This is a genomic window from Streptomyces albiflavescens, from assembly GCF_014645835.1.
Taxonomy (GTDB): Bacteria; Actinomycetota; Actinomycetes; order Streptomycetales; family Streptomycetaceae; genus Streptomyces; species Streptomyces albiflavescens.
Window position 1 is genome coordinate 475,084 of sequence record NZ_BMMM01000001.1, and the last position, 15,187, is coordinate 490,270.

Genomic DNA, 15,187 nt, shown 5'->3' on the forward strand with positions numbered 1-15,187 from the left:
CCGCCCCGTCGACGGGGCGGGCTCCGGTCATCGCAGTCGGTCGGCCTGAAACTCCCGGGCACCGAGGGGAGTTACCTCAGAACCGCCGCCTGGTGCGAAGCAGGAACAGCAGGCCCGCGATCATGAGAAGCGTGCCGGCCGCGGCCGGCCAGAGGTTCGTGCCGGTCTCGGCCAGCCCGCCCGTGACCGCCTGAGGCTCCGTCTGGGACCCGGCTGACGGAGCGTTCCCGCCCGCGGCCGGCGTCTGCGTGCCGTCGGCCGCCGCCTCGCTGCTGTGTTCGTCGTCCGAGCCGGTCTGCGGCTGAACGGTCGCATCGGTTCCGGCTGCTGAGGGCGTCGTATCGGCCTTGGGCGTGACAGAGGCCTTGGGCGTGGCAGAGGCCTTGGGGCTGACCGAGGCCTTGGGAGTCGCACCCTCGTCACCGTCGTCGCCGCCGTCCGAAGGAGGCGTTCCCGGCTCCGTGGTGGGGGGCTGCGCCGACTGCTCGCCGCCGGAGTCACCGGGATCGGCACTGGCGCCGCCGCCCGACGAAGCGTCAGGGGAGGGCGACGGCGTCTCCTGCGGCTGCTCACCGGCACCGGCGCCGCAGTCACGACCGGAGTTGATGCAGTCGACCACCTGGTCCATCAGGTTCCCGGTCATGACACTGATGAAGTCGTCGTGGTCGGTGATCGGCTTGTGCAGCTGCTCCGGGAAGCCGTCCACCGCGTACGCGTTCTTCACTTGCCCGTTCTCGATGGTCGGCTGCGGCACGCTGTACACCAGGCGCATCGTCAGCTGAGGGATCGCTTTGAAGCCGCCTGCGCAGTTGCCGCCGGCGTCGGCGAACGCGACGTGCGTGCGATGGTTGGCGCTGTCGATGTTCTGGCCGTCCCAGCAGCTCTGGAAGGCGAAGGTTCGCACCACATCGCTGCCCTGCGGGCAGATCGGGTACTTGTCCGTCAGCTGCACCTTGTTCTCGAAGCCGGTGCAGCTCCAATGCGCGTTGGCGTTGCCGGGGCCGTTGGTGAAGGCCTTCGCGTCACCGGTGATGATGCGCAGGAACTGCGGCATCGCGACGACCTTGCCGGTCGGGCTGCCGACGTACTCGATCTGCGCCTGCTTCGCCACGAGGATCTTGCCGACGTTCCCTTCCTTGCCACCGCCGTCGGCGTTCTGGTCGAAGTCCTGCGTCCCGTCCTGGACACGGACCACCGGCCAGTAATAGGACGACAGGTCGTTCTTGTTCTGGCAGCTGGTCCCGCCCTGGAGGAACGTGTCGTTGCTGGAGAACGCGTTGACCTTCTGGTTGCCGACGTAGTCGTGCAGGTGGTGCGCGCCGTTGGCCACGCCGGGAGCCACGATCACGTTGTCGGTGTTGTGGTTGCCGTTCTCGTTCGCACCACACACCGTGGTGAACGTACCGGTCGAGGCGTCGCCGGTCGTGCCGGGCTTGGCCGGGACGTTCGGCGCGACCTTCGTGATGTCGACGAAATCCGAGGCGGCCGGACCACCGGTGGCCTGACTGCCGTTGTTCTGCTGCCCGTTGTTCTGCTCGCCATTGTTCTGCCGGCCGTTGTCGCTCTGGCCACCGGAGGCGTTCTGCGCCGGGTCGGCCGTCATCGAGGTACAGGTGGCAAGGCCGTCGATCGACTCCGGGGCGGTGCCTCCCACTTGCTGGTAATCGGCCTTGATCCGGCCGATGACGTCGGTTCGCTTGTCCTTGAGCGGCCCGAGGATGGCGTTCTGGACGTAGTTCGCGTCATCCGCCTGCGCCTGGCGCGTCTCGGCCAGCCGGGTGTACGCCTCGGTGATCTGCTGGTCGAGCGTCGCCAGCTCCACATCCACCTGTGACTTCGCCGCGCTGGGCACGTCGGTCAGTTTCTGGCCGACATCCGGGCAGTCGATCGTGACCGTTCCCGACGCCGGTGGCTGCTGGACCGAATCGGCGCCCGAGCCGCTCTCGGTCGCGGAAGCGTAGACGTTCGCCATCACCAACCCTCCGCCGCCCAACATCAGCGCGACCGCTGCAAAGGTCGCGCGCCGTGCCCCCGTAGGGCGTCTGCGCGTGTTGCGTCTCAAGGAAGTACTCCTGCGCCTCGTGGTCGACTGGCATGGAAATCCCCCGCCCCATACGGAAACCGGCCCAGCAGCGTTCAAACGCCTCACGAATTCACAGCAACCCGATAGCAACCGCGCCGTACGCACTCCCAGGGCGACGTCAGCCGGTGCGCCACCCACCGACTCCTGGGCCGACGCTCACCGGCGCTGTCGGTCGAAGCGAAACGGTGCGAGGGCCTCCGGGCGGCGGCCGGTGCGGACGTATTCGGTGAGCTTGTGGCCGGTGACCGGCCCCAGAGTGACGCCGAGCATGCCGTGGCCGGTGGCCGCGAAGGTGTTGTCGTATCCGGGTACGCGGTCGATGACCGGGAGCCCGTCGGGCAGGAAGGGCCGCCCTCCGACCCACGGATCGCGGATCAGACCGACGAGGTCGTCCGGGTCGTCGAACCAGCGGCCCAGATAGTGCCGGCTGGCGAGCGCGACGGCGACGACCCGGCGCCAGTCGAGGCGGTTGTTGTTGCCGCTCAGCTCCATCGTGCCACCGATCCGTGTGGTGTTGCCGATCGGTGAGGCGACGGCCCGGCGCTCGCCGAAGTACAGGGTGTGCCGGGGCGCCGGGTCCAGGGCCACCGAGAAGCTGTAGCCCTTGCCGGCCTGAAGCGGCAGCGGCTGTCCCAGCGAGCTCAGCAGGCGTCCGGAGCGCATGCCGGCCGCGATGACGGCGGCCGCGCAAGGAATCTCGCCCTGCGCGGTCCGCAGCGCGGTGACGCGCCCCTCGGTGGTGCGGAACCCGATGGCCTCCGTGTTCTCGTGGATCTTCACCCCTGCTGCGGCCAGTGCCTCGCCGAGCCCGCGGGCGAACGCCTCGGGGTCGACCACGCCCTCTCCCTCGACCAGATACGCCGCGCGCACCCGCGGGGACAGCGCGTCGTCCAGAAGGCGGGCCTCGTCGCCCGTGACGACCTCGTCGGGCATCGGGTAGCGGCCGTCCGCCATCTCCCGTTGGAGGGTGAGGTGGTGACGGGCCTCGGCCGGTGACAGGAAGGCGTGCACCATGCCGGGACGGGTCAGGGTTGTTTCGACCCCTGCCGCGCGCAGACCGTCGAAGAGCTCGAAGGTGGTGCGGTTCAGCTCGGCGATCGCCGCGTAGCCGCGACGGAAGGCCGCCGGTGTGCTGCTGCGCCAGAACCGCCACAGCCAACGTACGAACGCCGGGTCAGGAAGGGGCCGCAGGTACAGGGGCGAGTCCGGTCGGCCCAGTGAGCGAAGCGCGTAGCGCACCACTCCGGGGGCCGGGACGGGTGTCGAATGGCTGAGGCAGATCCAGCCGGCGTTGCCCCGGGACGCCCCGGAGCCCAGGCCACGCCGCTCGACGACCTCGACCGGAAGGCCCGCCTCGGCAAGGTAGTACGCGGTGCACAGTCCTACCACGCCGCCGCCGACCACCACGACGGGACCGTCTCCGACCGGCCCCGGCGCGCCGGGCGCGCCGGTCATGAGGTGGATCCGTACGCGGCGAGGAACTCCCTGGTGCGGATCTGGGCGGGGTGGTCGAGGACGTCCTGGGGCCGGCCCTCTTCGACGATCCGGCCTCCGTCGACGAAGACGACGTGGTCGGACACCTCGCGGGCGAAGGGCAGTTCGTGGGTGACGAGCAGCATCGTCATCCCGTCCGCGGCCAGTTCACGCATCACGCTCAGTACCTCCCGGGTGGCCTCCGGATCCAGGGAAGAGGTGGGTTCGTCGAAGAGCAGCACTTCGGGCCTGAGCGCGAGAGCCCGTGCGATGGCGACCCGCTGCTGCTCCCCGCCGGAGAGCTGCTCGGGCTGGGCGAGGCCTCGGTGGGCCACGCCGACCCGGCGCAGCAGGGCGACGGCACGCTCCAGCGCCTCCTGCTCCGCCACGCCGGCCTTGCGCTGGGCCAGGACGATGTTCTCCACGGCCGTGAGATGCGGGAAGAGGTGGAACTTCTGGAAGACCATGCCGACGGTGCGGCGCAGCCGTGGCAGGTCGCGACACAGGGTCCGGCCACCGCTGTGCACCACTTCACCGGCGACCTCGACTGTGCCCCCATCGGGTCGTTCCAGCAGGTTGACGCAACGCATCAGGGTCGTCTTACCGCCGCCGCTCTGCCCGATGACGCTGACGATGCGGCCGCGGTCGACCTCCAGGTTCACGTTGTCGAGAACCGTGCGGCCGTCGAAGGACTTGCTCAGTCCCTCGATCCGTACGACCGCCTCGGTCCGGGCCGATGGGACCGTCTTCGCCGTGGTGACGGGCTCGGTCATACCGCCGCCTCCTTCCGGTTGGCTCCTGCGTCGAGGTCGGCGGCGAGCAGCGCACGGGCCGCACGCACCCGCCGCCGTCGCCACGGCGAGAGCGGAACGCCCGCCCGTACCTTCCTCTCCAGCAGCAGGAGCAGCTGGGAGAGCGGATAGCACAGGGCGAAGTAGACGGCGGAGATGACCAGATACACCTCCAGCGCACGGAAGGTGGCCGAGGTGATGAGCCGCCCCTCGGACATCAACTCGGCGGCGGAGACGGTGACGAGCAGCGAGGTGGACTTCAGCAGGTCGACCAGCATGGTGTTGGTGCCGGGCAGTGCCTGCCGGACCGCCTGCGGCAGGACCACATGGGCGAAGATGCCCACCCTGCCCAGTCCGAGGGCCTCACCGGCCTCCGTCTGCCCGGCATGCACCCCGCTGATCGCGGAGCGGAAGATCTCCGACAGGTAGGCGGCGTAGAAGACGATCAGGCTGAGACAGCCGGCGGTGAACACGTCCAGCCGGATCCCGGCCGAGGCCAGTCCGAAGTAGGTCAGGAAGATGATGGCGAGGAGCGGGACGTTCTTGAACACCTCGGTGTAGACGGCGGCGATGATGCGCGCGGGCCACGCCCTGTTCAGCCGGAGCAGCGCCACCGCGAGGCCGAGCAGCACCGCGCCGACGAAGCTGACCACCGTGTAGGAGACGGTGCGTCCGAGCGCGTCGAACAGGTCCGATCGGTAGTCGGACCAGGGGACTTGGAAGAGACCGGACATGTCATCCCCTCACTGGCCGGGCTGTCCGACGGACGGCGGCGTCCAGTCACTGGGCCGGTCCACGCCGCGCCGCGCGGTGGCGACATCGGCGGCCGGCTTGAGGAACTGCTCGGGATCACCGCCGTACTTCTTGACGAGTTTCGCCATCTCGCCGTTGGTGTACATGGTGTCGATCAGCGCGGAGATCGCCTTCTCCAACTTGGTTGCCTTCTTGGGGAGGTAGAAGCCGGTCTGGTACGGCTGGAAGTACTGGTAGGCGGGCTTCGCCTTGACCTCGGCGGCGGTCGGCGGCGTCAGGTACTCCGTGCTGATCTTCAGGTCCGGGCGCTGCTTCTGCGCCGCGATGATGATCAGCGGGTCGAGGAAGCCGACGTCGACGCGGCCGGCGCCGAGGTCGTCGAAGACGCCGTTGGCATCCGGGTAGGCGTGCAGCTTGGCGCCGGGGACGGACTGGATCGACTTGACCCAGACATAGCCCTCGACCGTGCCCAGACTCAGGCCTTTCAGGTCGTCGACCGTCTTGTACGTCTTACCGCTGCGCACGGCCATCGCCGGCGGTGAGTAGTAGGGCGGGTCGGTGAACAGTCCCTGCTTCTGCCGGTCGGCGGACCAGGCGACACCGCCGATGGTGATGTCCACCCGGCGGGACTGCACACCGGCGAGCATGCCGGCGAAGTCGGTTACCTGGGGCTTGACCTGGAGGCCCAGCTTCTTGGCCACGTAGGTGAGGATGTCGCCGTCGAGTCCGACGATCCTGCCGCCCTGGACGGTGGTGTAGGGCGCGTACGGCTGGACGGCCACCTTGATGACGCCGGGTGTGAGGGTGCCCAGCGCGGCGGTCTTCGCGGACACGTTCTTCGGGGCGTCGTCGCTGCCGGCACCGCAGGCCGCGATGGATGAAAACAGCAGCAATGCCAACAAAACGGATGCGAGGGGACGTGCACGGGTCATCGGCTTGGGCCTTCCGTCCGGGCGCTGAACGAACCCGCCGTTCACCGCGCTGTGCCGCAGGCGGGGATGTTGATTGGGCCCATACGCTAGAGACCGGCTCCGTGTGCGTCACCGGTCACTTCGTACGAAGTTGTGGCCGAAATCGCACGGCCCCCTGTACGGTGCGCCCAAACCTGGCCCATGCCCTGGCGGGAGGAACACCCGTGCTGAGCCCGTCACTCGCCCAGGAGATCGCCGCGGACACCTCGGCCGTCATCGGCTTCAACGTGCTGATCACCGATGCGGAGGGCATGGTCATCGGCAGTGGTGACAGCAGCCGGGTCGGCTCTTTCCACGAGGCGTCCGTCGAGGTCGTACGCACCCAGGAGCCCGCCACCCACAACGCCTCGCAGGCTCAACAACTGCGGGGTGTGCGGCCCGGAGTCACGCTGCCGCTGGTCACGGGCGGACGCGCGGTGGGGACGGTCGGGATCACCGGTACACCCGCCCAGGTGCGCCGCTTCGGCCTCCTGGTGAAGCGCCAGACGGAGATCCTGCTCCGGGAATCCGTGATGCTGCGCTCCCGCCTGCTCGCCGAGCGGGCCTCGGAGAAACTGCTCGCCGACATCGCTTCGTACGACCCACAAGTCGTCGAGGGCGAGTTCCTGATGTTCCGTGCCGCCGAACTCGGCTTCGATCTGCGGATGCAACGGGCCGCGGTGGCCATCGAGGTGACCGTGCCCCACACAGCCGCCCGGAGCCGCAGCGCCCGTACCCAGGACATGGCACTGGTCCGCTCGGAACTGCTCCGAACCGTCCGAGAAGTGTTCGCCGACCCCCAGGACATCGTCGCGACCACGGCTCCCGGCTGGATCGGCATCCTGCACCGGCTCCCCGCCCAGCAGCCGACAGCGTCGCTGGTCGGCGCCTGCCGGAGGGTCACCGACGTCATCGCCGCACAGGACGGTCTCAGCGCTCGCGCGGGCATCGGCGAGCCGGCCGCCTCCGTCGGCGGTCTGCACGACTCGTACCAGGACGCATGCGACGCACTCCGCCTGGGCGCCCGCCTGACCGGCGGTTCCTCCGTCCACGTCATCACCGATCTCCGGGTCCACCAACTCCTGGCGGCAGCAGGGCAGCCCGCACGCAGCCGCCTGCTCGCGCTCACCACGGCCGACCTGCGTGCCCAGGCGGACTGGCCGGCGCTCCGCGACACGATCACCGCCTGGTGCGAAAGCGGCTTCAATCTCGTCCGGGCCTCCGCGGCCCTGCACATCCACCGCAACACGGTCATCTACCGAATGAACAAGATCGAGCAGATCACCGGCCGCCCGCTGCGTGAGCACCGCACCACCATGGCTCTGTACCTCGCCTGCCTGTCGGATCAACTGGCCGGTGGCGGCGATGAGGGTTCTTGACAGCGACTCCGACCACAGCTCCCCTTGCGGAGGCGATCGGCGTCCATCCTGATGGGGTTCCCGGGTCGGTGAGGCCCGGTCTGTGAGGCCCGGTCAGTCGGCCGGCCCGCGGGTCGATACCCTCCCCTCCCCCTTCTGGTCAGCACGTCGGGCGTGACGGGTGACGCTGCGGTCCGCCGGGAGCGGAGCGCCGCCCATTCCGACAAGCGTGCCGGACAGCTTGTGGGTGTACAGCGTCACGCGTTCCCCAAGACATGGGTCAGGCCTGGTGCACGTCGTCGTGCACCAGGCCCGCGACGTGGGCGATGAGCGTGTCGAGGATTTCGGTCCAGGCGGACTCGTCGCCGAGCACGAGGTAGTTGAGGGTCAGGCCGTCGGTCATGGCAGCCAGATAGCGGGCCAGCACCGAGACGGGCACGCGGAGTCGGAGGTTCATGCTGCGGGTCAACTGGTCGATCAGAGCCGCGTACGCGTCGCTGTACAGCCCGTACTGCCGGCGCGCCAGATGCTCGAACCCCGGCTGACGCAAGGCGTATTGAGTCAGTTCGTAGGTGAGCATGTGCTCGTCGGGGTGGGCGCGCACGTGGTCCCAGTACGCCTGGAAGCCGGCCCGGACCGTCTCCTCGAGCGTGGCCCTGGGTCGTATCGCGTCCTTCACCACGGTCACGGAGTGGTCGGTGAGGGTCGTGATGACGGACTCGACCAGGGCCTGCTTGGAATCGAAGCAGTAGTGGAAGACGCTCAGCGACACGCTCGCCTCGGCGGCGATGGACCGGGTCGTCGTCTTGGCGACGCCGTCCCGGGCCATCGCCCTGATCGCCGCTTCCGTCAGCTGCCGGCGCCGTTCGGCCAACGGCATCCGTGCCATCCGTGTGTCCTCCGTGCTCGTGCCGCAGCTCAGCTGCTGTGGACGCCCACTTCGTAGAGCGAGTATCCCCAGTCGGTACCGCGTTCCAGGCCGTGAATACGGACGTAGCGGGCCGGTGTTCCGGTGAACAGGGCCGTGTCCAGGCCGCCGTCGCCGGACGTCGTGGACCAGGCGGTCTGCCAGTTCGCTCCGTCGGTGGAGAGTTCGATGCGGTACGACTTCCCGTACGCCCGCTCCCAGTCGAGCGTGACGCGCCCGACCAGGTGCGTGGAGCCAAGGTCGATGCGCAGCCACTGGTCGTCGCTCCAGTCGCTGGCCCAGCGGGTGTCCCGTGTGCCGTCCACGGCCCGGCTGGACGCGTAGCTCGTGAACGGGTTCCACTCGGCCGAACTGGCCGTGGCCGGCGAACCCTTGGCGAGGTTGACCCCGGCCTGGTGCTTCTCGGCCGCGCCCCACGTGTCGAGGTAGGACTCGGCGCCCCGGAAGAGGTCGTTCACCACGTCCTGTCCGCCGACGAGCCGGATGTCCTCGATCCAGTCCGGGACGAGGCCGTAGTGCGCGGCTCCGTCGGTGTTCAGGTCCCAGGTGCGCTCGCCGGTGGTCTGCCTGTCGATGACGGAGCCGCCGTCGACGCTGCGGAAGGGGTACGTGACCTTGTTGGCGGCATCCGCGCCGCGCGGTGCCGGCCAGCCGCCGACGCCGTTCATGTCCGTGCCGTAGCCGTAACCGACGTCGTACTTGTCCCGCAGCGCCTTCGTGCGGTTGGCCTCGGCGACGAATCCCTCCGAGCCGTGCATGTACTGGGCAACGAAGCCGCCGAGACCGTAGACCCGCTCGGTCCAGTTCAGATCCATCCAGCTGTGCGAGGAAATCACGCCGGGATACGACTCGGCCTCGAAGATGTCGAGCGCGCGGCCGACGGCCTTGACGCTCATGTGGTCGATCTCCAGCATCATCTTGCGTTTCATCATGCCGCGCACGGCATACTCACCGAGATCGGTGAGACCGCGGGTGTTGCACTGGGCGTCGCTCGCGTACGAGGGGACCTGCACGCCCGCCGGGAGCTTCCCCTCGGCCTCGGACGCCGAGGCTCCGTTGATGGGGTTGTCGTGCTGCGGGCCCGTGCACTTCTCCGTCTTCCAGAAGGTGCCGGTCGACAGGAACTGCCCGACGTTGATGGCCGTTCCGAGCGCACCCTCGTCGAAGCGGACCCCGCACAGGGCGTTGTCGAACTTGTGGCACAGGAACATGCTGCGCACGCCCAGCCCGTACAGCTCGTCCAGCCCTGCGTCGATGTCGGCCTTGCTGCACTGGGCAATGTCCAGGACCTGCTTGCAGCCGAACGGCTCGGAGGTCTCGACGCCCAGGATGACCGCCAGTTTGCCCTGCTTGATGACCTCGCGGGCCTGCGCGCTGTCAGTGACGATCCGGAACCATCCCTTGCCGGTACCGCCGTACATCTTGTCGACGTAGGCCTGCAGGTCGTACGTCAGCTTCGCCTGCAGCCGGATCGACGTCATCTCGTCGCAGCTGCGGTCCTTGAAGAAGTACACCGAGCAGATCACACCGTTGGTGACGAGATCGTTGACGAGCACCCGCTGGCCGCCGCGCCAGGCCCGTTCCACCCAGGCGTAGTAGTTCTGCTGGTGGGTCAGCGAGTCGTGCGCGGGCCAGTCCTTGAACGTGGGCCAGCCGACCGGGTCGTGTCGGCCGTCACCGCCCTTGGTGATGAAGTCGAAGACCGCGAGCGAACCGTCGGGGTAGTGCTCGGGACAGTCCTTGAGCGCGTCGGCTATCCCGGCCTCGGAGAACGTCTTGCCGCAGATGAGTCGCCCGCCGAAGGCCTCGTTGGCAAAGAGGTGGTCGTGGGCGTCGACGAAGCCACGTACCTCTCCTTGGGCGTTGGCGCCCGTGAACGGTTCGCCGGTGACGTTGATCTGGGAGTCCGGGGTGGGGCGTGCGGTCGGAGTCCACCAGTCGTTGCCGGCCGCCGAACTCGGCGTGGGGCCGAGGGCCATGGCCAGCACGAGGAGGAGCAGCGACACAAAAGTGACGTCTTTGCGCCTGCGGTACGAGCATCGATCCACGATCACTACCCACATCCCTCGGTCGGCGGGGATGACGCGGTCAACGAGCAGGCCGGCGGGGTCCGAGGACGGCCCCTCCCGGATTGTCATGACCGGTGCAAGTTATGCGACGAGAATCACGGCCGACACCTTGCGAGTCAAGAGTCCGGGACGATTGACCTGATGACCCCGTGCCGCTGACCTGATGACCCCGTGCCGCCCGCTCCTTGGGCCGGAGCAATGGGCCCAGGCCGGGAAGGGAGGGCACCGACACGAAACACCGGCGAGCGCGCCCCGGTCCCCGGCAGCGGCCGCGCCGCCCATCCCGCCCCGAAGTGCCGCCAGTCCCCCCGGCGTTGCCGGTACAGGACGCGGCCCCCTCGGCCGACCATGTGCGGAGCGGAGCCCGACGGCACGTCGGGCGGTGCGACGGACGATGCGGCAGTGTCCCCCCGCACGCCACTCGGCGACCCCCGCTGACCTTGCGAGGGCGTGCCGCTCTGATCCGCCCTTCAGCCGTCGGTCTTGCCTCTTGCCCTGACCTCCGTCACCGACCTAGCCTTGTTTTGTGCCGCAAATAAACAAAACCCGATCGCACAGCGTCGTGCCGGGCAACGACCTCACCCGCCTCCGCATCGCCCTCACCATCTTCTTCGCCCTCGACGGCTTCATCTTCGCCGGCTGGGTCGTCCGGATCCCGGCCATCAAGGAACAGACCGGCGCCTCCGCCAGCGCGCTGGGGCTCGCCCTCCTCGGCGTCTCCGCGGGTGCGGTGATCACGATGACGCTCACCGGACGCCTGTGTCGCCGCTACGGCAGCCACCCGGTGACCGTGGTCTGCGGCGTGCTGCTGTCACTGAGCGTCGCCCTGCCCCCGCTGACCCACTCCGCACTCGCTCTGGGACTCGTCCTACTCCTCTTCGGAGCCGCATACGGCGGGATAAACGTCGCCTTCAACAGCGCCGCCGTCGATCTGGTGGCCGCACTGCGGCGGCCGATCATGCCCAGTTTCCACGGAGCCTTCAGCCTGGGCGGCATGATCGGCGCGGGGCTCGGCGGGCTGGTCGCGGGGTACCTGTCCCCGACCCGCCATCTGTTCGGCCTCAGCCTGATCGGCCTGCTGGTGACCGCCGTCGTGGGACGCTCCCTGCTGCGGCTCGGGCCCCCGGCCCCGACGGATCACATGCCACAGGAGAAGCGTGTCCCGCATCGCCTGGACGCCCGCACCCGCGGACTGGTCACCGTCTTCGGCCTGATCGCCCTCTGCACGGCGTACGGCGAAGGAGCCCTGGCCGACTGGGGCGCGCTGCACCTGGAGCAGGATCTGAAGGCCCACCCGGGCGTCGCGGCCGTCGGCTACTCGTGCTTCGCCCTTGCCATGACCATCGGCCGGCTCAGCGGAACGACTCTCCTGGAACGCCTCGGACGGACCCGGACCGTGGTGGCGGGCGGCACCACGGCCGCGGTCGGCATGCTGCTCGGCGCTCTCGCCCCCTCGGTGTGGGCAGCCCTGCTCGGCTTCGCGATCACGGGCCTCGGACTCGCCAACATCTTCCCGGTCGCCGTAGAACGCGCGGGCGCCCTGGCGGGCCCGAGTGGCGTCGCGACCGCGTCCACCCTCGGCTACGGCGGCATGCTCCTCGGACCGCCCGCCATCGGGTTCATGGCGGACTGGTTCTCCCTGCCCGCCGCCCTCACCAGCGTGGCTGCGCTGGCCGCGGTGGCCGCGCTCATCGGGTTCGGCACCCGAAACGCGGCATCGAACTGACGACGCGCGCCCCTGTTGCGGTCCTCTTGCACCCGAGGCCGCCGTCGAGTTCCCTCCCGGAGGGGCTCGGCGACGTCGACAGTCCCGTGCACTCCTTCTGGGGGCGCTGGACGACCCCCGCCAGGCTTGCCGTGGACGACAGTCGCAGCCAGGTATACCGCGATGTTCAGGTGAGGATCCGTCAGGCTCGACATCCCTTCGAGGATCGCTTCAAGGAGTCGCCTGAGGGGATGCAGGAGCACGTCTTGCGCTACCAGCGTCATCCACGGGGCGACTCACGTGCCGTCGAACGCGGTCCTTGGCGAGACTCACACGGACTGGACGCCGCTCCACCCTGTTGAGTGTTCCTCGCCTTCCAGCGGGGCGGAGTCGCAAGCCCGCCCCAGTAGACGCTCGACCTGTCCAGGGTTTGAGGCATCTACCGGAGCGGGGGCTCACTCGTCCCGCGTCACGCGGGCATGGTCGGTCACGACACGGCGGAAGAGGGCATGACCGGTCCGGCCGGTATGGCGTAGGCACCAGTCCTGGGCCGCTTCCTGGTCTTCCAGAGCGCCGGACTTCTCGACACAGCCGGACGTCACGCAGAACGTTTCGAACGTGACTCCGCTGTCTGGTTCGTGCCGGATCGTGTGGCGCACGTAGCGCAGAACGGCGCGGCTCATCCGAACGCCTCAGCGGGCAGTGTGGGGCCGTCCTCGTGGTCGTCGGTGACCAGGGCGAGCGGAAGCGCGTTGAGTAGCTTCACCACTGAGCTGAGAGGGAACGTCCCCACTTCCACGTACGCGCGGCCCTTGCCGCTTACCAGGGCGCATACTCGCACGGCGTCATTCCCGGGGATTCCGGCGCGGATCAAGGCGGCGCGCAACAGCGCTGCCGTATGTTCCGCCTCAGCACGCGCGCTCTTGTACTGAGCCATGGGAATCATGATCGGCGCCCCTTGTGCGGGTGACTGCGAATCTCGATGTTGATATCTGAGACCTTGGACATGTCACCCTTGCCTTGCGCCTCGATTCGCTCCCGGTCCAGCGCATCGCACACGTCGCAGCCGGCACCCGGAGGCGGGTCGGCGTCGAGTCTCAGCGGTAGCTCGACGGGCGGACCGGGATACGTCGTTCGGTGAGTCATGGGGCCGTCCCCTCGCGGGCGTTGTCCTGATGGCGACAACGCTAGGAACGGCGTGGAGCCGACCTCAATGAACTTGCGCGAACTTGCACCCGGTCACCCGAGAGCGTCGATTGCCAAGGTGATGAGCCCACGCGCTGCGGCACCGTAGACGGCCAAGTCAGCTAGATCTGCGAAGGTTTGGGCGTACATGCCGACCTCGTGGGGCTGCGTGATCGTCAGGAAGGCAGAGACCAACTCGACGTTGACCTGAGCGTCATCGAAGATCCAGAAGTCTTCGACCGGCCACAGCGCCGTGCGGTCCGCGCTGAGCGGGATCACGCCCAGGCTGACGTTGGGCAGGGTCGCCAGAGACAGCAGATGACCAAGTTGACCGGCCATGGTCGCAGGGCCTCCGATCCTGTGCCGGAGCGCGCTCTCCTCCAGGATCACGGCGAAACGTCGCGGCCCTTCGTGCAAGATCCGCTGTTTGTCGACGCGGACTTGAACGGCCTCCTCCAAGTCGTCCGGCAGCGCGCGCCGATCACGAATCGCTGTGAGTAGCGCCTCGATGTAAGCGCGGGTCTGGAGCGGTCCGGGGATGAGCCACGACGAGTAGGCGCGGAAGTGCCGAGTCCGCTCCCACAGCGGGATGACCGACTCCTGCGCACGGCGCAGCCCGGAACGCTCCATGCGCCGCCACTCGACGTATGCGCCGTCGATGTTGCGCGCTGTGGCGATCAGGTCGGCCGTCTGGTCCGCGGCCCCGCAGTGCAGCGTGTACGTGCGCAGGTCATCGTCTGACGGTCCCGTACGGCCGCTCTCGATGCGGCTGCACTTGCTCTCATGCCAGCCGGCCCGAGAGGCGAGCTCCCGCGCTGTCAGCCCGGAGTCTTTCCGGATCTCACGCAGGCGCTGACCGAGAGCCTCTCGGGCTTGCTGGACGCTGGACGATGAAGTCACGTTCGATGTTCCGTCAGACCGGCTTGTACTCCTCGTGCGGGGTGGCGCGTTCCCACACGGCAGCGAATGCCGACGCACACAGCTCCACCACGGCGGGGTCAGTGACCAACTCTTCTCCGGTCATCGTTCCGTCCCCTGCGAAGTGGTTGAACAGGGCTGTCGTACCGTCGAACAGCCAGAAGTCATTGCCAGGCAGGGCCAGGCTGGAGGCTTGCCGACGGGGCAGCCAGCGCACGGCCTCACCGGCCTTGACGTTGTGTCCGCTGGTGAGTTCGTGCTCGTACCGCACGTATGAGGAGATCGGCTCGGAGACGATGCGTGCCCGGCGCACGGTTACGCCACGAGCCACGGATGCGGAGACGAGATCGATCCACCAGGGCCAGCGCTCCGCAGGGTCGAAGCGGTTGCCCGCCGTCCACTCCTGGTAGTCGTCATCGAGCCCGTATGCGTCCCGCATCTCCAGGTGGCACGCGCTGTGTTGAGCAGAGCGGAACAGGGCCTCAAACGTCGGCTCCGTCGCCACCAGTCACCTCCGGGAAGAACTGCATCATGCGCCTCGGGAACTCGATCACCGTTTCATGATCCGGGATGTTCATCTGCGCCAAGCGCTCAGCGTCCGTGACCCGCCACCCTTGCAGGATGTAGTTCCCGGTTTCGTCGTCCAGGTACACAGTCGGAGAGCCGTTGTTAGGGCTCTCGGGGTCCTTGCCCAACCGGTGCAACGTCATGGTGTCCTCCGGTGCAATCGGTGACGATCGACATGACCGAGCTTGCGCCGGAACACCCTCACGTGCCAGCAACTTGCACGAACTTCTACGGGCGTTCGGACATGCGAAACCCCGCTACCGGCCACCCAGGGGCCCGCAGATAGCGCGGCTCGCTGCGCCAGGCGTGCGTGCAAGCGACGCGGACAGGCAGTGGTTCATGGGCCGAGCTCGCGCGTCGCCAATGCCGACGCCCAGCGAGCGTACTTGACGCGAGCATGACAGCAT

14 protein-coding genes are annotated in these 15,187 nt (G+C 68.4%); 2 read left to right on the forward strand and 12 right to left on the reverse strand.

Translation table 11 applies throughout. The features are described from left to right. Window positions 1–76 precede the first annotated feature (76 nt). From IEY95_RS02020 to IEY95_RS02040, 5 genes are all read right to left on the reverse strand, one after another. Window positions 77–1,972, reverse strand: coding sequence for a DUF1996 domain-containing protein (locus tag IEY95_RS02020; protein ID WP_229702511.1), 1,896 nt, complete (start codon window positions 1,970–1,972; stop codon window positions 77–79). A 267-nt stretch (window positions 1,973–2,239) separates the two neighbouring features. Then, the gene (locus IEY95_RS02025) at window positions 2,240–3,538 is read right to left on the reverse strand and encodes an NAD(P)/FAD-dependent oxidoreductase (RefSeq protein WP_229702512.1); all 1,299 of its coding nucleotides are present in this window, start codon (window positions 3,536–3,538) and stop codon (window positions 2,240–2,242) included. Then, window positions 3,535–4,329 (reverse strand): amino acid ABC transporter ATP-binding protein, encoded by a 795-nt coding sequence (locus tag IEY95_RS02030; protein WP_189184051.1) that lies wholly within the window; start codon window positions 4,327–4,329, stop codon window positions 3,535–3,537. Before IEY95_RS02030 ends, IEY95_RS02025 begins: the two co-directional genes overlap by 4 nt. After that, window positions 4,326–5,081, reverse strand: a complete 756-nt coding sequence (locus tag IEY95_RS02035; RefSeq protein WP_189184052.1) for an amino acid ABC transporter permease — start codon at window positions 5,079–5,081, stop codon at window positions 4,326–4,328. Before IEY95_RS02035 ends, IEY95_RS02030 begins: the two co-directional genes overlap by 4 nt. 9 nt (window positions 5,082–5,090) lie before the next feature. Continuing rightward, the gene (locus IEY95_RS02040) at window positions 5,091–6,032 is read right to left on the reverse strand and encodes a substrate-binding periplasmic protein (protein WP_189184053.1); all 942 of its coding nucleotides are present in this window, start codon (window positions 6,030–6,032) and stop codon (window positions 5,091–5,093) included. 203 nt (window positions 6,033–6,235) lie between these two features. Between IEY95_RS02040 and IEY95_RS02045 the strand changes: the two genes are divergently transcribed. Beyond that, a complete protein-coding gene (locus tag IEY95_RS02045; RefSeq protein ID WP_189184054.1) occupies window positions 6,236–7,429 on the forward strand; it encodes a CdaR family transcriptional regulator in 1,194 nt (397 codons plus the stop codon). A 259-nt stretch (window positions 7,430–7,688) separates the two neighbouring features. Here the strand turns inward: IEY95_RS02045 and IEY95_RS02050 are convergent, their stop codons facing one another. After that, complete coding sequence (locus IEY95_RS02050; RefSeq protein WP_189184055.1) at window positions 7,689–8,297, reverse strand: TetR/AcrR family transcriptional regulator; 609 nt, start codon at window positions 8,295–8,297, stop codon at window positions 7,689–7,691. Window positions 8,298–8,326: 29 nt separating this feature from the next. Continuing rightward, window positions 8,327–10,399 (reverse strand): galactose-binding domain-containing protein, encoded by a 2,073-nt coding sequence (locus IEY95_RS02055; RefSeq protein WP_189184607.1) that lies wholly within the window; start codon window positions 10,397–10,399, stop codon window positions 8,327–8,329. 568 nt (window positions 10,400–10,967) lie between these two features. Between IEY95_RS02055 and IEY95_RS02060 the strand changes: the two genes are divergently transcribed. Beyond that, window positions 10,968–12,131, forward strand: a complete 1,164-nt coding sequence (locus tag IEY95_RS02060; protein WP_189184608.1) for an MFS transporter — start codon at window positions 10,968–10,970, stop codon at window positions 12,129–12,131. 434 nt (window positions 12,132–12,565) lie between these two features. Here the strand turns inward: IEY95_RS02060 and IEY95_RS02065 are convergent, their stop codons facing one another. The 5 genes from IEY95_RS02065 to IEY95_RS02085 form a co-directional block, all read right to left on the reverse strand. Continuing rightward, window positions 12,566–12,793 (reverse strand): DUF7848 domain-containing protein, encoded by a 228-nt coding sequence (locus tag IEY95_RS02065; protein ID WP_189184056.1) that lies wholly within the window; start codon window positions 12,791–12,793, stop codon window positions 12,566–12,568. Beyond that, a complete protein-coding gene (locus IEY95_RS02070) occupies window positions 12,790–13,047 on the reverse strand; it encodes a hypothetical protein (RefSeq protein WP_189184057.1) in 258 nt (85 codons plus the stop codon). The genes IEY95_RS02065 and IEY95_RS02070 overlap by 4 nt, the downstream gene beginning before the upstream one ends. Before the next feature lie 302 nt (window positions 13,048–13,349). Next, the gene (locus tag IEY95_RS02075; RefSeq protein ID WP_189184058.1) at window positions 13,350–14,195 is read right to left on the reverse strand and encodes a helix-turn-helix domain-containing protein; all 846 of its coding nucleotides are present in this window, start codon (window positions 14,193–14,195) and stop codon (window positions 13,350–13,352) included. Window positions 14,196–14,208: 13 nt separating this feature from the next. Beyond that, window positions 14,209–14,652 carry a DUF6879 family protein gene (locus IEY95_RS02080; protein ID WP_229702513.1) on the reverse strand — a complete coding sequence of 148 codons (444 nt, stop codon included), beginning with the start codon at window positions 14,650–14,652 and terminating at the stop codon, window positions 14,209–14,211. 43 nt (window positions 14,653–14,695) lie between these two features. Next, a complete protein-coding gene (locus IEY95_RS02085; RefSeq protein ID WP_189184060.1) occupies window positions 14,696–14,923 on the reverse strand; it encodes a hypothetical protein in 228 nt (75 codons plus the stop codon). Between the last annotated feature and the right edge of the window lie 264 nt (window positions 14,924–15,187).